Consider the following 25123-nt stretch of genomic DNA (forward strand, 5'->3'; position numbering starts at 1 on the left):
TGCCCGGGGCCGGCCGGGCAGTGTCTCGACAACGTCCTACCGACGCTTCTTCTTCGAAGCCTGATACTCGATCACTGCTTCCGCCTTGCGGAAATCCGCCCAGGGATCCTTGTCCAGTGCCGCGAGGCGAGCTGGCGTATTGCCGACGGTGAACTGGGCGGGACCAATGGCCTCATTCAGTTCAGACCATTCCAGCGGCATGGAAACTGGCGCACCCGCGCGTGCGCGTGTGGAGTAGGGGGCGACGGCGGTCGCTCCTCTTCCGTTGCGCAGGTAGTCGATCAAAATCTTGCCGGGCCGTTTGGATTTCGTCACGGTCGATACGTATAGATCCGGAGTATCCGCGGCCATGGCGTCTGCGAGCGCCTTCATTGCCGCTTTCACATCGGGCCATTCTGCTTTCGGCTTGACGGGGGCCACCACGTGCAGCCCCTTGCCGCCGGATGTTTTGAGAAAGCCGGTCAGCCCCATTGCTGCCAGCCGTTCGCGCACCTCTTCAGCACCGGCAATCACGGCTTTCCAGCTTGTTCCCTCGCCGGGGTCGAGATCCATGATAATCATATCCGGCTTTTCCCAATCGGAGAGATTGGAACCCCAGGGGTGCACCTCCAGCGTTCCGCCCTGCACCAGACCGAGCAACCCGTTCAGGTCACGGATTGTGATACTTTGAACGCTGTTTTTGTCGGCGGGATCGACCACGAGACGCGCATCCTTGGTCATGCCGCGCCATGCATGTTTCTGGAAAAACAGCGGCTTGGTGATGCCATCCGGCCCGCGCAGCAGGGAAAGCGGGCGATTGACGACGAAGGGTGCCATGAAGGGCCAGACCTGCGCATAATAATCGGCAAGTCCGGCTTTGGTCACACCGGCATCCGGCCAATAGATACGGTCAGGATGGGTGAGTTTGACAGTTCGCCGCGCCTCCACGGGCAGGGGGGCGGCGTGGCTGGCGGCTTCCGGCTGCGTTTCGCGTATCACCTCTTCTGGCGCCTTGTCCTCGCGCAATCCCCTGAACGAAGCATGACGCAGATGTGCGTCCGCTGTCCATCCGCGAAACTCGACCTCGGCCACATGGAGAGGTTCTGCGAAGACAGCATCCCGCCGTTCCTCTGCCGTCAGCTTCTGTTTGAACGGGCTCCTCTCCAGTCGGATCGGATCAAGCCTTTTGAACAGCGCGCGGGCGGTCTCGGCAGAATAGCCAGTGCCGACGCGCCCGGCATAGATCAGCTCACCATTTCGATAATAGCCCATGATCAGGCTTCCGATTGCGGATTTGGACACGCTTGAAGGGACGAACCCCGCAATCACGAATTCCTGCCGGGCGGAACATTTGGATTTCACCCAGTCCTTGCCGCGACCACTCCTGTAAGGTGCCGTTGCGACCTTTGAGATAATGCCTTCAAGGCTCAGGCGGCAGGCGTGTTTGAGCACCAGCCCGCCCTCGTCGGTGAAGTGCTCGCTGTAACGGATTACCGCAGGGCATTCCGCGCACAGGGCCTCCAGAAGCTTCTTGCGCTCCAGCAGGGGCGCGCCCGTCAGATCTTGTCCATCCAGATAAAGAAGATCAAAGACATGGAAGATGAACCTGTCCCGCCGCCCGTCGCTCAAATCCTTCTGCAGAAGCGAGAAATCCGTGGCCCCATTTGCGTTCGCGACGGCAATCTCGCCATCCAGGATCGCGGTGTGGGCGGGAAAGGATTGCAGGGCGGACTGGATCGGCTTGCCGAAGCGCTCCGTCCAGTCCAACCCGGTGCGGGTGAGAAGGGTGATGCTGCCATTATCCAGGCGGGCCTGCAGGCGGTAGCCATCGAGCTTCACCTCGTGCAGCCATCGGCTGCCGGTGGGCGCGGATTTCACCAGCGTGGCCAGTTGGGGCTTCACGAAATCCGGCATGTCAGCCTGCTTTGCGCCCTTGATCTTGGCAGCTTGCGCGGGAGGGGCCTTCTTTGAGCTTGCTGCCTTGCGCGGCGTCCTGCCTTTCAATGTCGCGCCGCTTTTCACCGATTCCGGTCGCTCTTCCAGAATGTCGGCATCATCTGCCGCGCGGGCAAACTCGTCGTCTGCCTTGATCAAGAGCCAGTTCTCGCGCTTTTCATCACGCCGGTCGGCCATGCGCACCAGGTGCCAACGGCCCTTAAGCTTTTCGCCTTGCAGCTCGAATTCCATGTGGCCTTTGCGATAGGCCTTCTTCAGGTCGCCGACGGGCGTCCAGATGCCGCGATCCCAGACGATCACTTCGCCCGCGCCATAATGTCCTTCGGGGATCGTGCCTTCGAAATCGCCGTAATCCAGCGGATGATCCTCCACATGGACCGCAAGCCGCTTTTCGCCAGGAACAAGGCTTGGTCCTTTGGTGACAGCCCAGCTTTTCAGCACGCCGTCCATCTCCAGGCGAAAATCATAGTGCAGGCGACGTGCCGCATGTTTCTGGATCACGAAACTGTTGCCGCTTGCCTTTCCCTTGCTGCCGCGCGGTTCAGGCGAGGCGTTGAAATCGCGCTTCTGATGGTAGGTCTCAAGCGACATGGTCAGCTCGCCTTCTTCTGTTTGGAAGGTGCGGACGATTTCGCTGGCTTTGGTTTGCGTCTGGCCGGTTTGGTGGTCGCCTTCTTCGGCTGGGCGGTATCAACGCCGGCGCTCATGCGCAGTGCTTCCATGAGGTCGACCACATTGGTCTCCTTGGGCTGCGGCTTCTTCTTCGGCTTGCGACCTTCGATCTTGGCCTTCACCAGCTCCTGAAGCGCGCTTTCATAGCGATCGTCGAAGTCTTCAGGATTGAAGTGTCCCTGTTTCGTCGCGATGATGTGTCTGGCCAGATCCAGCATCTCGCCCTCTATCTTCAACGGCTTTATATCGGAGAAGGCTTCTTTGGCTGAACGAACTTCGTAATCGTAGTTCAACGTGCTGGCGATAAGCCCGTCGCCATGCGGACGGATGAGCACGGTTCTCAAGCGACGAAAGAGAACGGTTCGGGCAAGTGCTGCCACGCTTTTCGCAACAAGGCCCTGCCGGATCAGCTCGAAGACCTCCACGGAAACCTTGTCCGCCGGGGCCAGATAATAGGGTCGGTCAAGATAGATGGTATCGACCCCATTGCAGGGAATGAAGGTCTCAAGTGCCAGCGTCTTGTCGCTTTCCGGAACCGCATCGGCAATCTCCTGCGGATCGAGCAGCACATATTCGCCGCTCGAAATCTCGTAGCCTTTCACGATGTCGTCGCGCTCCACCTCCTGGCCCGTGTCGGAATCGATCATCTGCCGGTGCACACGGTGTCCGGTGCGGCGATTGATGATGTGGAAGCTGACCCGGTCCGATGTGGATGCAGCCGTATAGAGAGCGACGGCGCAGCTGAGCTCGCCAAGCGTCAGATGCCCTTTCCAATTCGCGCGAGGTGCCACGGCAGGACTCCTTTCAAAGGACTCGATGAACAGGAATTGGCTTGAAATTGTTCCGCGTCGGGAATGCCTTTCGTACGATACCGGACAAGCTGACATATGCTTGTTTTAGCGGAACCAAATATAACGACGCGACGTTTGCCACCGTCACCCCGCCAAGATACTGGGAGAGGTTTCGAACGGTGTCCGAATCACAGTCGAGTCGCGATCCTGCTCGCGCAGATATTGTCAGGCTCATTCCTGCCTTGCGGGCCTTTGCCCGCACCTTTTGCCGCAATGCCTCGGATGCTGACGACCTTGTGCAGGAAACGCTGATGAAGGCGCTTGCCAATCTCGACAAGTTCGAGCCGGGCACGAAGCTGAAATCGTGGCTGTTCACCATCATGCGCAACACCTTCTACACAAGGGCAAAGGTTCTCGGTCGCGAGGCGCCGGGCGTGGAAGAATGTGTCAGCGGCGATTCGCCCATGGAGGCAACGCAGGAGGTGCAGGCGCGTGTGCGTGAAGTGCAGAGGGCGCTTGCAAAACTTCCCCCCCATTACCGGGAGGTTCTCACACTTGTGGCGATCCTGGGGGAGAGCTACGAGTCGGCGGCGGAAATCTGTGATTGCGCGGTTGGCACGGTCAAAAGCAGGCTGAACCGCGCCCGTCACCAGATCCTTCAGGAACTGGGCGAGGAATAGGCTCTGTCAGGTGCGGTTCCGACAGAAGCACGCTGCCTGTAAAAATTCGGGAACCTTTGAGCCGTTGGGCAGTTCCCGCGGGGCGGGAGGCCGTTCGGCCTCGATCGATTGCACCTGCTCATTAAGGATTTCATTATGCCCGTTACGATCACCGCGATCCTGTTTGCACTCATCGGGATCGCCTTGGCGGCGGGTGGCGCGCAGCTCTTGATGCTGGGGGATAGTGCCTATTATCTCGTTACCGGCCTTGCATTTCTCGTCACCGCTGTTCTGCTTTTCCTCCGGCGCTCTGAGGCGCTCTGGCTTTATGCGCTGATTGTTCTCGGCTCGCTGGGCTGGGCGATATGGGAAGTCGGCTTCGACTGGTGGCAGCTTGGCCCGCGCGGCGGTGTCATCATCGTGCTTGGCGCATGGTTGCTTACCCCGTGGATCCGCAGACCACTCGGTTTCACCAGTCCCAATACGGGGTATCGCTACAGTGCCGGTGCAACTCCGCTGCTCGCATCGCTGGCGCTGGCGCTCATCATCGCTGTTGTTTCGATGCTGGTGGATATTCACGATCTGTCGGGCGAACTTCCGAAAGAGCAGGTCGCTGCTGCTCCGGCCATGGGAGGCGATGTGCCCCCGGGTGAATGGCATCAATATGGCCGCACGCCCTTTGGCCAGCGCTATTCTCCGCTCGATCAGATCAATGTGCAGAACGTGGCCGATCTCCAGGAAGTCTGGCGTTACCAGACGGGCGACGTGAAGCTTCCCGAAGATGTGGGCGAGACCACCTATCAGGTGACACCGCTGAAGATCGGCAATTCGCTCTATCTCTGCACGCCGCACAACTGGGCCATTGCGCTTGATGCAACCACCGGCAAGCAGAAATGGAAATACGATCCCAATGTCGGCCTCAATCCCGACCGGCAGCACCAGACCTGCCGTGGTGTGACCTATTACAAGGATCCGCAGGCAGCAGTCGGTACGGCCTGTGCCGAACGCGTCTATCTGCCGACGTCCGACGCGCGGCTGATTGCGCTGGATGCTGCCAATGGCCAGGTGTGCACCGGCTTTGCCGATAACGGCGCTCTCCATCTCGAAGCCGGAATGCCGTATAATCCGGCAGGCTATTACTATTCCACGTCTCCTCCCGTGATTGCCGCTGGCAAGATCATTATCGGCGGTGCGGTCAACGACAACTATTCCACGCAGGAGCAGTCCGGCGTTATTCGCGCCTTCGACGTCAACAGCGGAGAACTGGTCTGGAACTGGGATTCCGGCAATCCGACACAGACAGAGCCTTTGCCGGAAGGGCAAAAATACACGACCAACTCACCGAACAGCTGGTCTGTTTTCAGCGTCGATGAGGAAATGGGCCTGGTCTATATCCCGCTCGGCAATCAGGTTCCCGATCAGCTTGGCATGAACCGCTCGGAAAATGTCGAGAAATATTCTGCCGGCATCGTTGCTCTGGATATCAATACCGGTGCTGACCGCTGGATGCGCCAGTTCGTTCATCATGACCTGTGGGACATGGACGTTCCCGCCCAGCCGGTGCTGCTCAATCTCAAGGCGGAGGATGGCAGCATGGTACCGGCCCTCGTGGGCCCCACCAAGCAGGGTGACATCTATGTGCTGGATCGCCGCAATGGCGAGCCGATCATTCCCGTGACGGAACTGCCTGCACCGGGCGGTGCCATTCCGGAAGATCGCACCGCGCCGACGCAACCGATTTCGGCACTGAACTTTCGTCCGCGCACGCTGGAAGGGCGTGATATGTGGGGCATCACCATGTTCGACCAGATGGTGTGCCGTATCTGGCTGAAGCAGTTGAAGTATGAGGGCCAGTACACACCGCCTTCGCTTCAGGGCACACTCGTCTATCCGGGCAATTTCGGCACCTTCAACTGGGGTTCGGTCGCCGTCGATCCCGAGCGGATGGTGATGTTCGGAATGCCGACCTATCTCGCTTTCACCTCGCAGCTCGTTCCGCGTTCGCAAGTGCCGCCGAAGGGTGAGGGTGAAAAGGGTTCCGAACAGGGCCTGAACCGCAATGAAGGCGCGCCTTACGCGGTCAAGATGGGCCCCTTCCTCGGGCCTCTGCAAATCCCCTGCCAAGCGCCGCCGTGGGGCTATGTGGCAGGTGCAGATCTGCGAACGGGCAAGATTGCCTACAAGCACAAGAATGGCACCGTTTATGACATGACGCCGCTGCCGCTGCCGTTCAAGGTTGGTGTGCCGGGGATCGGCGGACCGATGATTACCAAGGGTGGCGTTGCCTTCCTCGGTGCCGCCGTGGACAATTACCTGCGCGCCTATGACCTGACGAGCGGCAGGCAGCTGTGGGAAACACGCCTTCCAGCCGGCGGACAGGCGACGCCAATGACTTACTCGGTCGACGACGGTCGTCAGTTCGTGGTGATGGTCGCAGGCGGTCATGGTTCGATCGGTACCAAGCCCGGCGATTATGTGATTGCTTATGCGCTTCCGAGGCAATGAGGCATGCAACAGTGAGACGGGGCAGCTGCGGCTGCCCGTCTTCTCCGTTGCAGATGCAGAAAGCCCGGCGCATCGCTGCGCCGGGCTTTCTGGTCTTTGCATGTGATCAACAGGTCAGGGCTGTTCTGCGATTAGGTCGTTCACCACCTTGCTGACACCAGGCACGCTACGTGCCACTTCTTCTGCACGCCGGATTTCTCCTTTGAGAAACACCCGGCCGCCAAGCTCGATGACCGGGCCTTTGGCTGTGACGGTCACATTGGTCGCGTCCAGTCCACCAGCGCTGGCAAGAGCTGCCGCAACGCTGGTTTCAAGCATTGCCTGGGGCGGAAATTCCTGTTCCACAACCGGATCTTCCCGATGAAAGGTGGGATGTTTGAACACCATGCTGCGTCTCCTCCATGTCGGCTGGGAGAGTAACGTCACAGGCGGGAAATCGTTCATCTCCGCTGCAGAACCGCTCCGATCGCCTTGCCCAGCTCTTCCTGGGTGAAGGGCTTGGTCAGCTTTTGTAGCTCGGCGCCGTGACCCTGCGGCACTTCGGAGTAACCTGTGGCGAGAATCACGGGCATATCGCTTCGGCGTTCCAGAATGGCCGTTGCCAGTTCGGTCCCGGTCATCTTCGGCATCGAGTGGTCGGTGATCACAAGATCGATGTCGGGACGCTCGTCCAGAAGCCGCAATGCCTCGTCTCCGCTGTAAGCCTCCAGAGGCGTGTGCCCCAGATCTTCCAGCATCATCGTGGTGTTCATCAGGACCAGACCGTCATCATCGACGGCGAGCACTGTGAGGGGGCGATTTCCGTTCATAACATCTGGCATGGCAGGCTCGGCAGTCTCCGTTTCTGGTTGCGGTCCTTCCGCAACCGGAGCTGCCGGAAAGACCATCGACACGGTTGTTCCCGCGCCGGGCTTGCTGAGAATACGCAAGGCCCCACCGGATTGTTCCATCAAGGCATGCACCATTGCGAGGCCAAGACCTGTTCCCTTGCCGATCCCCTTGGTGGTGAAGAAGGGCGCGGTTGCCTGCTCCAGCGTCTTTTCGTCCATGCCGTGACCTTCATCGCGGACATAGAGTTCCACCCATGGCAGTCCATTGTCCTGTGCTTCTCCGGCAGGTTCGCAATGACGCACGCCAATCAGAATTTCTCCCCCCTTCGGCATGGCGTCGCGCGCATTCATGATCAGGTTCAGAAGTGCCATCTCCAGCTGGTTTGCATCGGTCAACACCTCGGGGATGTTCTCTTCGAACGCGGTCGTAAGCTCGATGTCCGGATCGAGGAAACGGGAAGCGAGTTCCAGCATTCCTGCTGCCAGCGCGACTGGCTTCACCGCCTTCACATCCAGATCCTGCCGCCGGGAAAAGGCGAGAAGACGCCGGGTCAGCGTCGCGCCTCTCTCTGCTCCCACAAGCGCACTCTTGACGAGCGCTTCGCATTCCGGGTCCGGCGGAAGACGTTTTTGCAGCAGGGTGAGGGAGCCGAGGACGGCGGTGAGAAGGTTGTTGAAATCATGTGCGATGCCGCCGGTCATCTGGCCGATGGCTTCGAGCTTCTGTGCCTGGAACAGCTCCTCTCGCGCCCTCGCAAGAGCCAGTTGGGCTTCCCGCTTTTCGCTGATGTCGCGCGTTATCTTGGCAAAGCCGAGAAGGTTGCCGTCATCGTCGCGGATGGCGTCGATAACAATGCTGGCCCAGAAGCGCGTTCCGTCCTTGCGCACCCGCCAGCCTTCATTCTCGAAGCGTCCTTCTCGCGCGGCCGCCTCAAGGCCCCGCCATGGTTCCCGCTTTGCCCGGTCTTCTTCCGTATAGAAACTGGAAAAATGAAGTCCGACTATCTCGTCCGCGTCATATCCTTTCAGGCGTCGTGCCCCCGGATTCCAACTCGCAACATGACCATCCTGATCCAACATATAGATGGCGTAGTCGATAATGGATTCGATCAGCAGCCTGTATCGGTCCTGCACCTGACGTCGCACAGTGCGGCCTTCGGCCATATTTCCTATCTCCCACCAGCATTCACGGCGATGCCGAACATCGTTCATAAGCAAAAGTTTCACCATTGGGAAAATTGTACGCTAGTTGACTCAGTGCGGCTGTCGATGTACGACTGACGAAATTCAAAATTCGTCATTCATTAGAAGGCAGCGATGATTGAACCTATGACAGCCGCGGCGGAAGCCTCCCGTCAGGATAATGTAGAGAAGATTCTCGACAGCGCCGAGCGTCTCTTCAAGCATTACGGCTATACTAAAACCAATGTTGCAGATATTGCGCGCGATCTCTCAATGTCACCTGCGAATATATACCGCTTTTTTTCTTCTAAGTCTGATATTCATCAAGCTTTGGCCAAAAGAATGTTGTCTCTACAGTATGAAATGCTGCAGATGAATTCTGTTAGGCAGGTTTCTTCTTCGGAAAGATTGAAGGATCACGTGCTTCTGCAACATCGCATGACGGTCGAGACTATGATGGACGAAGAAAAGGTCCATGAAATGGTCGTGATTGCGATGGATCAGCAATGGCCCGTTATTGAAGAGCATATCAGCAAGGTGAGAGTTCTCGTTGAGCGGATCATTGCTGAAGGTATAGCCGCTGGTGAGTTTCGAGAACAGAACACGCGCCTCGCTGCTGAGTGGTTCATGAATTCAGGCGTTTGTCTGTGTCATCCGCAATTGATCACCAAAACGCTCGCATCCGATGAGGTTCTGACACCAGAACAACTCGTCGATTATTCCCTGCGAGCGCTCAAATAGGTTCCGGCTTCCTGGAGAGGGGCCTTTGTGACAGGAGTCATGAAAATGTTGTTCAATAGACTGGGGAAGCTCAGCGCTGCCGGTGTGGTGGTCTTGATCGGCTTGGCTAGTTGCTCTGAAGAAAAAGTTGCCGAGGCGCCGGTCATACGTCCGGTTAAGGTGGTCGAGGTAAAGGCGCCGCAACAGGGTGCTTCTCTCACCTATTCCGGTGCTGTTCGCGCCCGAACCGAAATTCCCATGGGCTTCCGTGTGGATGGTAAGGTTACGCAGCGTCTTGTCGATGTCGGGCAGCGGGTGAAGCCTGGCGATGTGCTGGCCAGGCTCGATTCCACCGATTACGAACTTTCGGTTCGTCAGGCCGAGGCTGAACTTGCTTCCGCCGAGAAGCAGGTGGAAATCAGCCAGATTGCTCTGAAACGCGCGCAAACCCTACAGCAGCAGAATGTGACCTCGCAATCGCAGCTTGAACAGGCGCAATTGTCTTCCGAGCAGGCCATTGCCCGCCGGGATGCCGCTGCCTCATCGCTCGATCAGGCTCGCAATCGCGTTGCCTATTCTGTCCTCAAGGCCGATCTTGCCGGTCTTGTCACGGCGGTCAGCGCTGAAGCGGGGCAGGTCGTTGCGGCAGGTAATCCGGTCGTGACGATCGCGCAGGATGGCGAGAAGGAAGCGGTTATCGCGGTTCCCGAGGCCGATATCTCGCAGTTTTCGCCGGGCAAAGCGGTGAAGGCGTCATTCTGGTTCGATCAGCAGCTCGTCGTCGACGGAAAGGTCCGTGAGGTTGCAGGCAGTGCCGATGCGCAATCGCGCACCTTTGCGGTGCGTGTCAGTCTGCCGGACGATCCCCATATCCGCCTCGGCGTAACGGCAACGGTGGCGGCGCTTGCAGAAACGGGCGCGCAATCCTTTGAATTGCCGCTTGCTGCGCTGACGAAGCAGGATGACAAATCGGCTGTCTGGGTTGTCGATCCCACGACGAAAAAAGTGACCCTCCGTCCGGTCACGATCGATGGCTTCACCGACAATGGCGTGCGCGTCAGTTCCGGCATTGCTGCGGGTGATCTCGTGGTGGCTGCCGGTACGCAGTTCATGCGTCCGGATCTGGAAGTCAGCCTTGGAAGTGATGCGGCGCAGCCGCAGGGCCAGGCGGGCACGGTTCCGTCTCCGGCCAATTCCTGATCCGTCAGCGAGGAACGCAAATCCATGTCATCGTCTCGCTCCAACGGCTCGGGCAAGCAGCCGTTTAACCTGTCGCGCTGGGCCATCGCCCATCCCAGCATTGGCCGTTTCCTGTTCGGCGTGATCATCATCGTCGGCGCGCTCGGCATCATGAACATGGGCCAGAAGGAAGACCCAGACTTTACCTTCCGCGTCATGGTTGTTCAGGCCGTGTGGCCCGGCGCTTCCATTCAGGAAATGCAGGATCAGGTTGTCAACAAGATCGAAAGAAAACTGCAGGAAACACCGCATCTGGATTGGGTGAAATCCTATACCCGCGCGGGCTTCTCCATCACGACGATCCAGATCAAGGGCAATACCAACGCAGCCCAGGTGGCGGATGCCTTTTACCAGGTGCGCAAGAAGGTGCGCGACATTTCTCAGGACCTGCCGTCGGGCGTGCTTGGCCCCTTCTTCAACGATGAGTTCGGCGATACCTATGTCACCCTGCATGCCTTGACCGGCGACGGCTATTCCTACCCGGAACTGAAGGACATCGCGACGCGCGCGCGTGACATGCTTCTGGCCACGAAGGGCGTGGAAAAGGTTGTCATTCTTGGCGATCAGGACCAGCGGATCTACATCGACATTTCTTCCAAGGCGCTTGCCGAGCGCAGGCTGACGCTGAACGACATCCAGAATGCGCTGGCTGGCCAGAACAATGTGGATCCGGCAGGCAGCGTGCAGACGGCGACCCGCTCCGTTCGAATATCCGTGGAAGGTGGTGTCAGAACACCGGAAGATGTGCGGGAACTGCGCATTCGAAGTGGCAACCAGGTGTTCCGCCTCGGCGATATTGCAACCGTTTCAGAAGGCTTGATCTCCCCTTATGATCGGAAGTTCCGTTTCAACGGCAAGGATGCAGTTGAGATCGGCGTAGTCATGCAGAATGGCTTCAAGGTCACCGATGTCGGCAAATGGATCGAAGAGACTTACAGCAATTTCGAGAATACGCTGCCTTACGGGGTGGAAATCTCGCAGATCGCCAACCAGCCGGAAGTGGTGCATGAAGCCATCGGTGAATTCACCAAGGCGCTGATCGAGGCGCTGGTGATCGTGCTTGTCGTGTCGCTGCTCTCTATTGGCTGGCGGTCGGGTATCGTCATTGCCATCTCCATTCCGCTGGTTCTCGCAGCCACGCTTGCCATCATGTACGAAATGGGAATCGAGCTTCAGCGTATCTCGCTCGGCGCTCTCATCATCGCGCTCGGCCTTCTGGTCGATGACGCCATGATCGTCGTTGAAATGATGGAGCGCAAGCTGGAAGAGGGGCTGGAGAAGCTGGATGCGGCCACCTTCGCCTATTCCTCGACCGCCTTTCCCATGCTGACCGGCACGCTGATCACTACGGCAGGCTTCATTCCCGTCGGTTTTGCCGACTCCACTGCCGGTGAATATGTGCGTTCGCTTTTCTTCGTGGTGGGAATAGCGCTCGTCACCTCCTGGTTCGTGGCGGTGTATTTCACGCCCTGGATCGGCTACATGGTGCTGAAGCAGCGCGCCCATGCGGGAACGCATCATGACGTATACGACACGCGCTTTTATCGCGGTCTGCGCGCCACGGTGTCCTGGAGCGTGCATCATCGCGTCATCGTGCTGGCGGCCACGATTGGTGTTTTCTTTACCAGCGTCTGGGCTTTCCAGTTCATTCCGCAAAGCTTCTTCCCGCAATCTTCCCGCCCGGAAATTCTGGTCGACATGTGGTTGCCGGAAGGCACGGCCATCGAGGAAGTCGAGCGGCAGGCCAAGGCGCTCGAAGCCAAGATCATGGATGATCCGGACAAGAAATTTGTCGCAACCTTCATCGGCGAGGGGGCTCCACGCTTCTTCCTGCCGCTGGATCAGCAGCTTCGAAACCCGAATTACGCCCAGCTTCTGGTCATGTCGAACGGTCTTGAAGAGCGTGAACGGCTTGTGGTGAAGCTGAGAAACATTCTGGCGCAGGACTTCCCCACGGTACGCGGCAAGGTCGACCGTCTCTTCCTCGGGCCGCCGGTTGGCTGGGCTGTGCAGATGCGCGTCATCGGTCCTGACCGGCAGGAGGTGCGCCGTATTGCGGATCAGGTCAAGCAGCGTTTCCATGCCAATCCGCTTCTCGGCACAATCCATGATGACTGGCTGGAACCGGTCACGGCGATGCGGCTGGTGATCGATCAGGATCGTGCCCGCGCCCTTGGTGTAACCTCGCAGCGGGTTCGCCAGATGCTGTTCGCATCGATGTCGGGTGTCACGCTGGATCAGTTCAGGGATGGCGAAGAGACGGTTTCCATCGTGGCGCGGGAGCCGGCATCCACGCGTGACCTGCTGACGGCCGTAAATTCGGTCTATATCCCGACCGATAGCGGTGATTTCGTGCCGGTTTCGCAAATCGCCCGCGTCGAGCCGGTGCAGGAAAACGGCATTGAATGGCGCCGTGACCGTCTGCCGACCATCACCGTAAAGGCCACTGTGCCGGATGGTGTGGAGCCCAACGAGATCTCTGCCAAGATGTTCGAAAGCATGGCGGATCTGCGCAAGTCCCTGCCTGCGGGCTACAAGGTGGAAATTCAGGGCGGGGCGGAAGACGCCGCCGAGAGCCAGATGTCGATTGCCGCCAAGGCACCGGTCATGCTCTTCGTCATCCTGACGCTGCTGATGATCCAGTTGCAGCATTTCGGCAAGGCCATGCTGGTTCTGGCAACGGGTCCGCTCGGTATCATCGGCGCGGCAGCTGCGCTTCTGGTGACTGGTGCCCCCTTCGGCTTCGTTGCCATCCTTGGCGTCATCGCACTTCTTGGCATCATCATCCGTAACTCGATTATCCTGGTGGACCAGATCGACCAGGACATCGCAGCCGGAATGGCCCGCAGCGAGGCCATTATCGGTGCGGCGGTGCGCCGCTTCCGGCCGATCATGCTGACGGCGCTCGTGGCGGTCCTTGCGCTCATTCCGATCTCGCGCGGCTTGTTCTGGGGGCCTCTCGCCTATGCCATGATGGGCGGCATCATGGTTGCCACGGTGCTGACCATCCTCGTTCTTCCGGCGGCCTATGCGTTGTTCTTCGGCAAGGACAAGCAGGGCTCTGCCCCCGGGGACGATATCAACGGGAATGCCAAAGACCCAGGCTCGCTCACCCTTTCCACCGCCGCGGAATGAGCGACCGGGGGGAGGCGGCTCACCCCAGCCGCCTCCCGTCCCATTTGATGGACGGCAATGCCCGTGAAAATTGGCAGTGCCGTCCATTCGTTATTTGAGAGAAAAATTCTCTTTCTCTGACACGGATGAGGTGGCGGTTCCTCGTGAAGGTGGCGGATATTTTCTATTCTACGGTCCAGTTTGAATGTACCGGAGACTTCCATGAAACGCCTTCTCATTCTCGGCACTGCGCTTGCTGCCATGCTGGCGGCGCCGGCTATGGCCGAGCAGCCGAACAAGCTTCTCAATGCTTCCTATGACATTGCTCGTGAGCTGTTCGCTGCCGAGAACGAGGCATTCATCAAGCAGCATCCCGGTGTGACCATCGACCAGTCCCATGCGGGTACCTCCAAGCAGGCCCGCGCTATTGTGGAAGGGCTGGAGGCGGATGTGGTGACCTTTAATCAGGTCACGGACATCGATTTTCTGGTCAAGCAGGGTTTCGTCTCGAAGGATTGGAAGCAGAACTTCCCCAACGATGCTTCTCCCTTCTATTCCTTTCCGTCCTTTCTGGTTCGTGCCGGAAACCCGAAGAACATCAAGGATTGGAACGATCTGATCCGCGATGATGTGAAGGTTGTTTTCCCGAACCCCAAGACATCCGGGAATGCGCGCTACACCTATCTTGCGGCCACGGCCTACGCCAAGGAAGCGTTCAAGGGCGATGAGGAGAAGGTCGAAGCTTTTGTGAAGAAGATCTTCGACAACGTGCCTGTCTTCGATACCGGAGGCCGTGCGGCCACCACGACCTTCGTGGAGCGCGAAACCGGTGACGTGCTGATTACCTTCGAGGCCGAGACGCGGGGCATTGCCAAGCAGTATGGCGCAGACAAGGTGGAGAGCGTCATTCCGTCGGTTTCCCTGCTGGCTGAGTTTCCTGTCGCCGTGGTCGACAAGGTTGCCAAGAAGCACGGCACCGAAGAGCTTGCAAAGACCTACCTGAACTTCCTCTACAGCGAGGAAGGCCAGCGGGTTGCTGCCCAGTTCGGCCACCGCGTTCACAATGAAAAGGTGGTTGCCGAGTTCAAGAGCGAGTTTCCTGAAATTCGTCTGGTCAACGTGAACGATGTGTTTGGTGGCTGGGACAAGATCCAGAAGGAACACTTCGCTTCCGGTGGCATTCTCGACACGCTATACGGCAGCCGTTGATATTCTCCTCCCAGGGAAATGGCGACCCGACGGTGCAGGATGACCGTCGGGTTTGCCTGTTTATGACAGGAAGCGCATCGTGAGACGCAATGTCCTGCCCGGCCTTCACCTCTCGCTGGGCATTACTCTTTTCTACGTCGGCCTGATCGTCGTGTTGCCGCTGGTCGCACTGGTGTTCAAGGCGGCAAGCCTCGGCTTTTCCGATTACTGGTCCATCGTTTCGTCCCCGCGCGCGGTGGCAAGCTACCGTGTCACGGCCCTTTCGGCGCTTGCCGCGACCTTGTTCAACCTTGTCTTCGGCCTGGCGCTTGCCTGGGTGCTGACGCGCTACCGTTTCCCCGGTCGCCGGATCGTGGATGCGATGGTTGACCTGCCCTTTGCTCTGCCAACAGCGGTGGCGGGCATTTCGCTCACCGCGCTTTTCTCCAACAATGGCTGGTTTGGCTCCATTCTTTCCGATGCGGGCATCAAGGTGGCCTATACGCCCATCGGCATCATGATTGCCATGTGCTTCACCAGCCTGCCCTTTATCGTGCGCACGGTGCAGCCCGTGCTGGAGGATCTCGATCCGGCACTGGAAGAGGCGGCGCAATCGCTTGGCGGTTCCGATTGGACGATTTTCCGAAAGGTCATTCTGCCGCTGCTGACGCCTGCGTTGCTGGCAGGTCTTTCGCTTTCCTTTGCACGATCGCTTGGAGAGTTCGGCGCGATCATTTTCATTGCGGGCAATCAGCCCCTGTCGACCGAAATCACGGCACTGCTCATCTTCATCCGTCTGGAGGAATATGATTATCAGGCGGCGGCGGCGATTGCGTCCGTGCTGTTGTTCACCGCCTTTGCCATGCTGGCCGTGACGAACTGGCTTCAATCCCGCGCGCTGCGCTACACGGTAAAGGGTTGATCATGGTTGCTTCCACCTCTTCCCGCAAACCGCCGCGCGTGGGCGATGGCCCTGTCTTTCGCCGGGTTCTGATCGGCCTTGTGCTGGTCCTCGGCGCATTTCTTATCCTGGCTCCGCTGCTGGTCATTGGTCATGAAGCCTTTAAGCAGGGTTGGAAGGTTTACATCGGCACGCTGAACCATCCCGATACGCGCCATGCCATCATGATGACGGTGTTGACGGCCCTGATTGCGGTTCCCCTCAATATGGCTTTCGGCGTGGCCGCCGCATGGGCCATTACCAAGTTCGATTTTCGGGGCAAGCGCCTGCTGCTGGTGGTGATCGAGATTCCCTTTTCCGTATCGCCCATTGTCGCGGGCGTTGCCTATCTCTTCGTCTACGGCCTGCAAGGCGTGTTCGGTCCCTGGCTCGATGCGCATGACATCAAGGTCCTGTTTGCCCTTCCAGGCATTGTGCTTGCCTCCATGTTCGTCACCGCGCCCTTCGTTGCGCGTGAACTGATCCCGCTGATGCAGGCGCAGGGGCGCGATCTGGAAGAGGCGGCAACGTCGCTTGGTGCGTCCGGTTGGAAAACCTTCTTCTCGGTCACGCTTCCGAATGTGAAATGGGCGCTGCTCTATGGCGTGGTGCTTTGCAATGCGCGCGTGATGGGCGAATTTGGCGCGGTTTCCATTGTTTCCGGCAATATCCGCGGCCAGACGAATACTCTGCCGCTTCATATCGAGCTGCTCTACCACGATTATCAGGCGGCAGGGGCCTTTGCCTCCGCCTCCATTCTGGCGCTTCTCGCCGTCTTCACCATTATCGCGAAAGTGGCGCTGGAGCGCCGCGGTGCCGGACGTCGCCGCAAGCTCGCAGCCACCGAAGCCGTACCGACAGGACATTGAACCATGGAAATTCGCCTCGATAACGTCATCAAGACCTTCGATACGTTCCGCGCTGTGCATGGCGTTTCGCTGACTGTGAAGAGCGGTGAATTGATTGCCCTGCTGGGGCCTTCAGGCTCCGGCAAGACCACGATCCTGCGCATGGTGGCCGGTCTGGAATATGCCGATGGTGGCCATATCTATTTCGGCGATCAGGACGCGACCGATATTCCCGTGCGCGACCGTGGCGTGGGTTTCGTCTTTCAGCATTACGCGCTCTTTCCGCACATGACGGTGGCAGAAAACATCGGCTTTGGCATGAGCGTGTCCAAGGTGAAGCGCAGCAAGGCCGAGATTGCAGCCCGCGTGGACCAGCTTCTGTCTCTCGTGAAGCTCAAAGGGCTCGGAGACCGCTTCCCGGCCCAGATTTCCGGCGGCCAGCGTCAGCGTGTGGCACTCGCCCGCGCGCTTTCGGTCGATCCCAAGGTGTTGCTGCTGGATGAGCCCTTCGGCGCTCTCGATGCCAATGTTCGCCACGATCTGCGCCGCTGGCTGCGCGAGATCCACGATGAGCTGGGCATTACGACGATCTTCGTCACGCACGATCAGGAAGAGGCGCTGGATCTGGCGGATCGTGTCGTCATTCTCAAAGAAGGAAAGATTGTTCAGGAGGGAACCCCGCAGGAGGTTTGCCGCGATCCGAAGGATGCCTTCGTTCTGAAGTTCCTCGGTGATGCAAACCGCCTGACCGGAGAGGTTCGTGGCAATGTTGCGCATGTCGCTGACGTTGCTGTGGCCGCCGCCGAAGGTGTGGCAGATGGTCCGGTGGAAATCTTTGCCCGTCCGCGTGACCTCGATTGGTCAGTCGCAGGACCGGGGGTCGAAGCGAGCGTCCAGCGCGTGCTGGACAGACCCGGCGAGCGGCGTGTGGTCGCAATCACGAACCAAGGCGAGGCATTGGAGTTCGATGTGGAGCCGGAGGTTGAGGTGGTGGCTGGCCAAAGCGGTTATGTCACGCTGCGGCGGGCGAAGGTTTTCTCGCTGGGGTAACCGCCAGAGTCGCGTCTCGCAAAATTTCCAAACAAAAAAGGCGCCGGTTGTCCGACGCCTTTTTCTTTGTCTGTCAGACCAGATCAGTTCATCTGGGTGACGAAGCGGGTTTCCAGATAGGCTTCCACAGCTTCGGAACCGCCTTCGGTGCCGTAGCCGGAATCCTTGATGCCGCCGAAGGGCACTTCCGGAATTGCAAAGCCATTGTGGTTGATCGTCAGCATGCCTGCTTCCAGCTTCTGGCCCAGCGCATGGGCCGTCTTGACGGAGGAGGTGAACGCGTAGGATGCAAGACCGAAGGGCAGGCGGTTCGACTCTTCCAGTGCCTCTGCCAGCGTCGAGAAGCGGTTGACGATGGCGATGGGGCCGAAGGGCTCTTCGTTCATCATCTTGGCAGAGGTCGGCACGTCGGTCAGGACGGTCGGCTCGAAGAAGTGACCCTTGTTGCCAATGCGCTTGCCGCCGGTCTTCAGAACTGCGCCCTTGGAAACGGCGTCCTGAATCATGTCTTCCATGGCCGGGATGCGGCGCTCATTGGCCAGCGGACCCATGGTCGTGTCGGCTTCAAGGCCATTACCAACCTTGATGCTTTCCGCATACTTCACGATACCGTCGATGAACTTGTCGGCAACGCCATCCTGAATGAGGAAGCGGGTTGGAGCCACGCAGACCTGACCGGCATTGCGGAACTTGGCAGCTGCCGAGACTTCGATGGCCTTTTCCAGATCCGCATCGTTGAACACGACGACCGGCGCATGGCCGCCCAGTTCCATCGTTGCGCGCTTCATGTGCTTGCCGGCGAGCGCTGCGAGATGCTTGCCAACCGGAGTGGAGCCGGTGAAGGAAATCTTGCGGATGACCGGATGCGGGATCAGGTATTCGGAGATTTCGGACGGTACGCCATAGACGAGGTTGACCACGCCAGCCGGAATACCGGCATCCACGAAGACGCGGATAAGCTCAGCCGGAGATGCAGGCGTTTCTTCCGGTGCCTTGACGATGATGGAGCAACCGACGGAAACGGCAGCGGAAAGCTTGCGCACGATCTGGTTGATCGGGAAGTTCCACGGCGTGAAGGCTGCAACCGGGCCAACCGGGAACTTGACGGCCATGTTGGCAACGCCGCCGAAGCGGGCCGGAATGATCTGGCCATAGGTGCGGCGGGCTTCTTCGGCAAACCAGTCGATCGTATCGGCAGCATTGATGATTTCGCCCTTGGACTGGGCAATCGGCTTGCCCTGTTCGCGGGTCATCAGCCAGGCGATGTAATCGATACGCTCGCGCAGCAGGTCTGCCGCCTTGCGCATGATCTTGGAGCGCTCGAAGGCGGATGTATCGCGCCAGACCTTGAAGCCCTTGTCGGCAGCTTCCAGTGCGAGGTCGAGGTCAGCCTTTTCCGCATGGGCGATCTTGCCGATGATTTCCTGCGTTGCAGGATCTTCAACCGGAATGGTTTTGCCACCGATGGCATCGCGCCATTCGCCTGCGATGAAAAGTTTTACGTCCGGATAGCTGTGCATTTTGACCTCATTTTCGCGTTCGAAGCCGCAGGCGGGCGGGTTAGCCAAACTTAGGGAAGCGGCTCAGGAAGGTTCGGCTCATGAGTTAAGACATTGGAGCGCTACAATCAACAGCACCGAGAAAAAGTAGTACTTAATAACATCAAACGGCGACGGCCTGGGGAGCCGTCGCCGCAGAGGGCGCTGCCTGAAATCACCTGTCTGAAATCAGAAGAATGCCTGAATGCCGGTCTGCGCACGGCCGAGGATCAGCGCATGAACGTCATGCGTGCCCTCATAGGTATTGACCGTTTCCAGGTTCTGGGCGTGGCGCATGACGTGATATTCGATCTGGATGCCATTGCCGCCGTGCATGTCGCGCGCCTGGCGGGCGATGTCCAACGCCTTGCCGCAATTGTTGCGCTTGACGATGGAGATCATTTCCGGCGCCATCTTGTGCTCGTCCATCAGGCGGCCAACGCGAAGCGATCCCTGAAGACCAAGCGCGATTTCGGTCTGCATGTCGGCAAGTTTCTTCTGGTACAACTGCGTGCCTGCGAGCGGCTTGCCGAACTGCTTGCGGTCCAGGCCGTATTGACGGGCGCGGAACCAGCAATCTTCCGCAGCGCCCATGACGCCCCAGGAAATGCCGTAGCGGGCGCGGTTGAGGCAGCCGAAGGGGCCTTTCAAGCCGGAGACGTTGGGAAGCAGCGCGTCTTCGGAGACTTCCACACCATCCATGACGATTTCGCCGGTGATGGATGCGCGTAGCGACAACTTGCCACCGATCTTTGGAGCGCTGAGGCCCTTCATTCCCTTTTCGAGTACGAAGCCACGGATTTCATTGTTATGCGCTTCGGACTTGGCCCAGACGACGAAGACATCGGCGATGGGGGCGTTGGAGATCCACATTTTCGAGCCACGCAGGCGATAGCCGCCCTCGATCTTTTCAGCGCGGGTCTTCATGCCACCCGGATCGGAACCGGCGTCGGGCTCGGTCAGGCCGAAGCAGCCGATCAACTCGCCGGAGACGAGACCCGGCAGGTACTTCTTCCTTTGTTCGTCCGAGCCATAGGCATAGATCGGGTAGATGACGAGCGAGGATTGCACGCTCATCATGGAACGGTAGCCGGAATCAATGCGCTCCACTTCGCGTGCAACAAGACCGTAGGCGACATAGGAGGCGTTCGCCGCACCGTATTCTTCCGGCAAAGTGACGCCCAGAAGGCCGGTCTGGCCCATCAGGCGGAAGAGTTCCGGCTCGGTGGTTTCACTGAGATAGGCTTCCTGGATGCGGGGGAGAAGCTCGGCCTTGCCGAAGGCGGCTGCCGCATCGCGGATCATCCGTTCGTCATCCGTCAGCTGGTCGTCCAGCAGGAAGGGGTCTGCCCAATTGAAAGCCGCGCGGTCGCTCATGTCGAAAATCTCCAAAAACTGTTGGCGGCACTATGGGGGATGGGCATGGGGCGGTAAAGCGCAGTTTACTCACGCTGATATGAGATATAGGAATGGGGCATGAGCAATCTCAGCCGAAGGCTTCTTCCCTCAACCAGCGCTCTGGCGGCGTTTGAATCCGTTGCAAGGCTTGGCAGCTTTTCTGCCGCAGCCGAGGAGCTTGCGCTCACCCAAGGGGCTATCAGCCGCCAGATTTCCGGTCTGGAAGAGCAGCTTGGCATTCTCTTGTTTGAGCGCAGCAGCCGGGGTGTTGCCTTGACCGAATCCGGTCGGGCCTATGCAAAAGCCATTGGTGCCGCACTCTCGCAGATCCGCACTGCCTCGCTGCAGGCCATGACCAAACGGCATGGCGACACGTTGAATCTGGCAATGTTGCCAACCTTCGGCACCCGCTGGCTTTTGCCGCGCATTCCACGCTTTGTTGCCGCGCACCCGGAAATCACGCTGAACTTCGCAACGAGAATCGGCATCTTCGATTTCGAGCAGGACGGGCTGGATGTGGCCATTCATATCGGACAGCCAAACTGGCCGGGCGCTGAATGCACTTTTTTGATGGATGAAATGGTCGCCCCGGTCTGCAGCCCGGAATTTCTGGCGGAGCATCCGATCAGGACCGCAGACGATCTGGCAACGGTATCGCTCCTGCACATGGCATCGCGTCCCGGTGCCTGGACGCATCTGTTCGAGACCCTGGGCGTGACGGCCATCCCGTCGCCCGGCATGCGCTTCGAGCAGTTTTCCAGTGTGGCGCAGGCCTGCAGCGCCGGTCTCGGTGTCGCGCTCATGCCGCTGTTTCTGATCGAGGCGGAACTATCCGCTGGGACGCTGGTGCAGGCCTATCCGCAGCAGGTGCGCAGTCCAAGCTCCTATTATCTTGCCGCGCCCATCACCAAGATGGATTTCCGCCCCGTCGCACTCTTTCGCAACTGGCTGATTGAAGAGGTTGGCCGCTGGCGCAACGAACCTTTCTACGCATAACCGGGATAGACAATGCAGCCTCATGATTTCTGGCAAGAGCTTCACGCCCCCGGCACATTTGCCGAGGCTGGACCCTATGATGGCTTTTATCCAGCACGATTGAGGGATGGCAGGCAATTGCGTCTTCCCATTCGCCCGTTAAGCGATGGGGTTCATGCGCTGGCCTCTCTTATCATCAATCAGGCCTCGTTTGTGGTGCTGGATGCGCTGGCCGACGATCTGGCGAAGCAGCTGGCGGCAGAAGGCGTCGAGATTGTTCTCGGCCTGCCGACGCTGGGGTTGACGCTCGCATCAGAGGTGGCGCGCAAGCTCGGCCATTCCCGTTATGTGCCCTGCGGCAATTCCCGCAAATTCTGGTACCGGGATGAGCTTTCGGTTCCCATTTCCTCCATCACGACGCCGGAACAGGCAAAGCGGCTTTATGTCGATCCCCGCATGCTGCCGCTTCTGGAAGGACGGCGCGTGGCACTGGTGGATGACGTGCTGTCCAGCGGCACCTCCATAGTTGCCGGCCTCTCACTGCTTGGCAAGATTGGCGTGGAGCCTGTCGCCATCGGGGCTGCCATGCTGCAAACACGGCGTTGGGAAGAGGCGCTTGGCGCACTGGACCCAAAGTGGATCGGGCGCGTGCGCGGTGTTTTCGAAACGCCGAGGCTTGCTCGGTCAGGAACTGACGCTTGGCTTTGATGCGGCACTTTTTGCCTTGCGGTTCGTGCCTGTCGCATTAGGATCACGGCATCTTTCGCGTTCCAACAATCGGAAAATCCTCATGGAATTAGTTTTCGACGGCCACAACGACGTTCTGCTGCGGCTGTGGCGGACCATGCGTAACGGCGGTGATCCCGTCCGGGAATTTGCCGAGGGAACATGCGAAGGCCACATAGATGGACCACGCGCCCGCGCGGGCGGATTGGCTGGCGGCCTGTGCGCCATCTACATTCCATCGGGCGATCTGATCCTGCAGGAACCGGATCTGAACGGCCATTACGTGACGCCGCTGGCTGCGCCCCTGGAACGGACGCCCTCCCTCGATATAGCGCTGGAGAAGTTTTCGATTGCGCTGAAGCTCGATCGCGCCAAAGCTTGGGCAATCTGCCGAACCGTGCCGGAAATCGAAGCGGCCATGCGCGATGGTATTTTCGCCTGTGTCCTGCATATGGAAGGCTGCGAAGCGATTGGCCACGATCTTGCCGCTCTCGATGTCTTCCACGCGGCGGGCCTGCGCTCGCTCGGGCCGGTCTGGAGCCGTCACAATATTTTCGGCTATGGCGTACCCTTCGCCTATCCCATGTCGCCGGATACGGCGCCCGGTCTCACCAATGTTGGTTTCGATCTGGTTCGCGCCTGTGATCGCCTGGGAATTGTAATCGATCTTGCTCACATCACGGAAAAGGGTTTCTGGGATGTGGCCAAAACCTCCACCAATCCACTGGTTGCCAGCCATTCCAACGTTCACGCCCTGACGGCTGTAGCGCGCAACCTTACCGACAAGCAGATGGATGCGATCCGCGAGACCAAGGGGCTTGTCGGCCTGAACTATGCCGTGACCATGCTGCGGCCCGATGCGCGCGACGATGCCCGCACACCTCTGGATCTGATGGTGCGCCACATCGATTACATGGTCGAGCGCATGGGCATAGATTGCGTGGCACTCGGATCCGACTTCGACGGCGCAACCGTGCCGGAGGAAATTCATGATGCGGCGGGCAATCAGAAATTGGTTGCGGCCCTGAAAAACGCGGGCTACGGTCAGGAAGATCTAATAAAGCTATGCCGCACTAACTGGTTGAGAATCTTCAGTCAAACGTGGCGCTAAGCACTTTCAGATCGGTCCAAAAAACACTGTCTAAAAAGACAAGGGGAACAATGACCATGAACGCTTTCAATCGCAGCCTCCGAGTTTTGGGTGCCAGTGCGGCGCTCTCCCTGATGATGCTTTCCGCACCGAATGCCTTTGCCGCCACGCCTGCTGATACCCTGGTCGAGGGTTTTGCGATCGACGACATCATCACGCTGGATCCCGGCGAGGCTTTCGAGCTGACCACAGCGGAAATCACGGCTAACACTTATGAAAAGCTGGTGACGCTTGATCCAAGCGATACCTCCAAGGTGATTGGCCAGCTGGCGGAAAGCTGGACAATCTCCGAAGACGGGATGACCTATACGTTCAAGCTGAAGCCGAATTTGAAGTTTGCGTCCGGCAATCCCATTACGGCGGAAGATGTGGCTTTTTCATTCGAGCGCGCCGTCAAGCTGGACAAGTCGCCTGCCTTCCTGCTGACCCAGTTCGGCCTGAAGGGCGACAATGTGACGGAGAAGGCAAAGGCAGTGGATGCCGGAACCTTTACGCTGACAGTCGACAAGCCTTACGCGCCAAGCTTCGTGCTGAACGTGCTGACGGCAACGGTTGCTTCCGTGGTCGACAAAAAAGTGGTGATGGCGAAGGCCAAGCCGATGAAGCCGACGGATGACTACAAGTATGACACCGATTTCGGCAATGAGTTCCTCAAGACAGGTTATGCCGGTTCCGGTCCCTTCAAGGTGCTGACCTGGAAGGCAAACGAAGCTGTCGTTCTGGAAGCCAACCCGAATTTCCAAGGCGAAAAGCCGAAGCTGAAGCGCGTCATCTACCGCTACATGAAGGAAAGCGCTTCGCAGCGTCTTGCCTTGGAAAATGGGGATATTGACGTTGCGCGCAACCTTGAGCCGAACGATTTGAAGGCGATTGCCTCCAAGGAGAACCTCGGCACGGTTTCCGCACCCAAGGGCACGGTCTATTATATCAGCCTAAACCAGAAAAACGCCAATCTGGCCAAGCCGGAAGTGGCGGAAGCCTTCAAATACCTGATGGATTATGACGCGATCGGTGCGACGATCATCAATGGCATTGGCAAGGTTCACCAGACCTTCCTGCCGGAAGGCCAGTTGGGTGCGCTGTCCGATACGCCTTACAAGCTCGATGTTGCCAAGGCCAAGGAACTGCTGGCGAAGGCTGGCCTGAAGGATGGCTTCACCGTCACCATGGATGTGCGCAACACGCAGCCGGTGACCGGCATTGCCGAAGCTTTCCAGCAGACGTTGGCGCAGGCTGGCATCAAGCTTGAAATCATTCCCGGGGATGGCAAGCAGACGCTGACCAAGTATCGCGCACGTCAGCACGATATGTATATCGGCCAGTGGGGTTCGGATTATTTCGATCCGAATTCCAATGCTGAAACCTTCACTTTCAACCCGGATAATTCCGACGAAGGCAAGAACAAGACGCTGGCCTGGCGCAATGCCTGGGATGTGCCGGAGCTGACCAAGCAGACGCAGGCAGCACTGCTTGAAAAGGACACCGAAAAGCGCGCCGAAATCTACCGCAACCTGCAGAAGGAAGTGCTGGCCAAGAGCCCCTTCCTCATCATCTTCCAGCAGGTGGAAGTGGCTGGCCATTCCAAGAAGCTGAAGGGTTTCAAGCTCGGTCCGAGCTTTGACACCAACTTCGTCTATACGGTGTCCAAGGAATAGGGACCAGT

At 58.7% G+C, this 25123-nt stretch carries 19 protein-coding genes; 13 read left to right on the plus strand and 6 right to left on the minus strand.

The genetic code is table 11. The features are described from left to right. Window positions 1–36 precede the first annotated feature (36 nt). Both ligD and ku read right to left on the minus strand, forming a co-directional pair. The gene (ligD, locus tag ACFSE1_RS15025; protein ID WP_377403031.1) at window positions 37–2526 is read right to left on the minus strand and encodes a DNA ligase D; all 2490 of its coding nucleotides are present in this window, start codon (window positions 2524–2526) and stop codon (window positions 37–39) included. Window positions 2527–2528: 2 nt separating this feature from the next. After that, complete coding sequence (gene ku, locus ACFSE1_RS15030; protein WP_377403033.1) at window positions 2529–3398, minus strand: non-homologous end joining protein Ku; 870 nt, start codon at window positions 3396–3398, stop codon at window positions 2529–2531. A 179-nt stretch (window positions 3399–3577) separates the two neighbouring features. Between ku and ACFSE1_RS15035 the strand changes: the two genes are divergently transcribed. Next, entirely contained in the window at window positions 3578–4078 is a 501-nt protein-coding gene (locus ACFSE1_RS15035) for a sigma-70 family RNA polymerase sigma factor (protein WP_377403035.1), read from the plus strand. Window positions 4079–4213: 135 nt separating this feature from the next. Further along, window positions 4214–6562, plus strand: a complete 2349-nt coding sequence (locus ACFSE1_RS15040; protein WP_377403037.1) for a glucose/quinate/shikimate family membrane-bound PQQ-dependent dehydrogenase — start codon at window positions 4214–4216, stop codon at window positions 6560–6562. 114 nt (window positions 6563–6676) lie between these two features. Here ACFSE1_RS15040 and ACFSE1_RS15045 read toward each other — a convergent pair whose 3' ends face one another. Both ACFSE1_RS15045 and ACFSE1_RS15050 read right to left on the minus strand, forming a co-directional pair. Further along, the gene (locus ACFSE1_RS15045; protein WP_377403039.1) at window positions 6677–6949 is read right to left on the minus strand and encodes a BON domain-containing protein; all 273 of its coding nucleotides are present in this window, start codon (window positions 6947–6949) and stop codon (window positions 6677–6679) included. A gap of 53 nt (window positions 6950–7002) precedes the next feature. Further along, window positions 7003–8556: a PAS domain-containing sensor histidine kinase gene (locus tag ACFSE1_RS15050; RefSeq protein ID WP_377403041.1), complete on the minus strand. Its 1554-nt coding sequence runs from the start codon at window positions 8554–8556 to the stop codon at window positions 7003–7005. A gap of 153 nt (window positions 8557–8709) precedes the next feature. On the opposite strand from ACFSE1_RS15050, the gene ACFSE1_RS15055 reads away from it, so the two are divergent. From ACFSE1_RS15055 to ACFSE1_RS15085, 7 genes are all read left to right on the plus strand, one after another. Further along, a complete protein-coding gene (locus ACFSE1_RS15055; protein ID WP_377403043.1) occupies window positions 8710–9315 on the plus strand; it encodes a TetR/AcrR family transcriptional regulator in 606 nt (201 codons plus the stop codon). Window positions 9316–9354: 39 nt separating this feature from the next. Beyond that, window positions 9355–10494, plus strand: coding sequence for an efflux RND transporter periplasmic adaptor subunit (locus ACFSE1_RS15060; RefSeq protein ID WP_377403045.1), 1140 nt, complete (start codon window positions 9355–9357; stop codon window positions 10492–10494). 24 nt (window positions 10495–10518) lie between these two features. Beyond that, on the plus strand, window positions 10519–13668 hold the full coding sequence (locus ACFSE1_RS15065) for an efflux RND transporter permease subunit (RefSeq protein ID WP_377403047.1): 3150 nt from the start codon (window positions 10519–10521) through the stop codon (window positions 13666–13668). A gap of 201 nt (window positions 13669–13869) precedes the next feature. Continuing rightward, window positions 13870–14856 carry a thiosulfate ABC transporter substrate-binding protein CysP gene (gene cysP, locus ACFSE1_RS15070; protein ID WP_377403049.1) on the plus strand — a complete coding sequence of 329 codons (987 nt, stop codon included), beginning with the start codon at window positions 13870–13872 and terminating at the stop codon, window positions 14854–14856. Between the two features lie 79 nt (window positions 14857–14935). Further along, window positions 14936–15757, plus strand: a complete 822-nt coding sequence (gene cysT, locus ACFSE1_RS15075; RefSeq protein WP_377403051.1) for a sulfate ABC transporter permease subunit CysT — start codon at window positions 14936–14938, stop codon at window positions 15755–15757. Between the two features lie 2 nt (window positions 15758–15759). Continuing rightward, entirely contained in the window at window positions 15760–16644 is an 885-nt protein-coding gene (gene cysW / locus ACFSE1_RS15080) for a sulfate ABC transporter permease subunit CysW (protein ID WP_377403053.1), read from the plus strand. 3 nt (window positions 16645–16647) lie between these two features. After that, window positions 16648–17673 (plus strand): sulfate/molybdate ABC transporter ATP-binding protein, encoded by a 1026-nt coding sequence (locus ACFSE1_RS15085; protein ID WP_377403055.1) that lies wholly within the window; start codon window positions 16648–16650, stop codon window positions 17671–17673. Between the two features lie 83 nt (window positions 17674–17756). Here the strand turns inward: ACFSE1_RS15085 and ACFSE1_RS15090 are convergent, their stop codons facing one another. Next, the gene (locus ACFSE1_RS15090) at window positions 17757–19193 is read right to left on the minus strand and encodes an NAD-dependent succinate-semialdehyde dehydrogenase (RefSeq protein ID WP_377403057.1); all 1437 of its coding nucleotides are present in this window, start codon (window positions 19191–19193) and stop codon (window positions 17757–17759) included. 207 nt (window positions 19194–19400) lie between these two features. After that, window positions 19401–20588 carry an acyl-CoA dehydrogenase gene (locus ACFSE1_RS15095; RefSeq protein ID WP_377403059.1) on the minus strand — a complete coding sequence of 396 codons (1188 nt, stop codon included), beginning with the start codon at window positions 20586–20588 and terminating at the stop codon, window positions 19401–19403. Between the two features lie 99 nt (window positions 20589–20687). On the opposite strand from ACFSE1_RS15095, the gene ACFSE1_RS15100 reads away from it, so the two are divergent. From ACFSE1_RS15100 to ACFSE1_RS15115, 4 genes are all read left to right on the plus strand, one after another. Next, window positions 20688–21605, plus strand: a complete 918-nt coding sequence (locus ACFSE1_RS15100) for a LysR family transcriptional regulator (RefSeq protein WP_377403061.1) — start codon at window positions 20688–20690, stop codon at window positions 21603–21605. A 12-nt stretch (window positions 21606–21617) separates the two neighbouring features. Next, window positions 21618–22292, plus strand: coding sequence for a phosphoribosyltransferase (locus tag ACFSE1_RS15105; protein ID WP_377403063.1), 675 nt, complete (start codon window positions 21618–21620; stop codon window positions 22290–22292). 82 nt (window positions 22293–22374) lie between these two features. Further along, window positions 22375–23421: a dipeptidase gene (locus ACFSE1_RS15110; protein ID WP_377403065.1), complete on the plus strand. Its 1047-nt coding sequence runs from the start codon at window positions 22375–22377 to the stop codon at window positions 23419–23421. A gap of 50 nt (window positions 23422–23471) precedes the next feature. Then, window positions 23472–25115: an ABC transporter substrate-binding protein gene (locus ACFSE1_RS15115; RefSeq protein WP_377403067.1), complete on the plus strand. Its 1644-nt coding sequence runs from the start codon at window positions 23472–23474 to the stop codon at window positions 25113–25115. Window positions 25116–25123 lie beyond the last annotated feature (8 nt).

It is taken from the genome of Affinirhizobium helianthi (assembly GCF_042680945.1).
GTDB classification, from domain to species: Bacteria; Pseudomonadota; Alphaproteobacteria; order Rhizobiales; family Rhizobiaceae; genus Neorhizobium; species Neorhizobium helianthi.